This window comes from Micromonospora sp. M51, from assembly GCF_018070305.1.
In the GTDB taxonomy this organism is placed as follows: Bacteria; Actinomycetota; Actinomycetes; order Mycobacteriales; family Micromonosporaceae; genus Micromonospora; species Micromonospora parva.
This window is the reverse complement of record NZ_JAGPXZ010001388.1, coordinates 1-659: the sequence shown is the minus strand read 5'-3', so window position 1 is coordinate 659 and position 659 is coordinate 1. Positions and strand designations below refer to the sequence as shown.

General features: G+C 75.1%; 1 protein-coding gene and 1 pseudogene. One reads left to right on the top strand and one right to left on the bottom strand.

Features of this window, described 5'->3' with window-relative positions; all coding sequences use genetic code 11:
* A pseudogene (locus KBX53_RS35010) lies at positions 1 to 407 on the top strand (hypothetical protein); the annotation flags it as partial.
* A gap of 13 nt (positions 408 to 420) precedes the next feature.
* Here KBX53_RS35010 and KBX53_RS35005 read toward each other — a convergent pair.
* The coding region (locus tag KBX53_RS35005) for an alpha/beta hydrolase (RefSeq protein WP_369010027.1) at positions 421 to 659 on the bottom strand (239 nt) is incomplete at its 5' end.

Below are 659 nucleotides of genomic sequence, written 5' to 3'. Positions count from 1 at the left end.
CGGTGGACGAGTCCATCCGGCAGATCGACTACGCGGTCCGCAACGTCCGGGTGCTGGCCCGTGCGGGGGTGACCCTCAGCCGGATGCAGACGGCGGCCCCGGCCGAGCTGGGCGCCGCCCTGCGGTCCCTGGCCGAAGCGGTCCGGCAGGCCGGTGCCGCCCTCGCCGCCGACCTGGACGGGCAGGAAGAGACCGCCGACCGGCACGCCACCCGGGCCGACGAGTCGGCGTTGGCCGCGGTGCACACCGCAGGGCAGCTCTTCGGCTCCACCCAGACCCTTCCCCTGGCGATGATCATCGGTCAGGTCCGGGCCACGGCCATCGACCTGCTGCGCGGCGTCAACCCGCGCGACGACGCCGCCGTCCTCGCCCGCGTCGACGACGCCCTCGGCCTTCCCCCGGTCTGACGCCCGCCCCCGGTCAGGGCCGGGCCACGACCCGTGGGGGATGGCCGGTGAGCCAGCTGATGGCCGAGTCGCGGACCGGCACGGGGATGTCGTGGCCGCCGGGGAACTCCTCGTAGGTCACGTCGTAACCGAGGTCGCGCAGGTGGGGGACGAGGCGGCGGCTGCACACGTCGATGGGCAGCACCCGGTCGTCGACGCCGTGCGAGATGAAGACCCGTGGCCGGCCGTGCGTGACCGGCGGCGCGGCGAAAC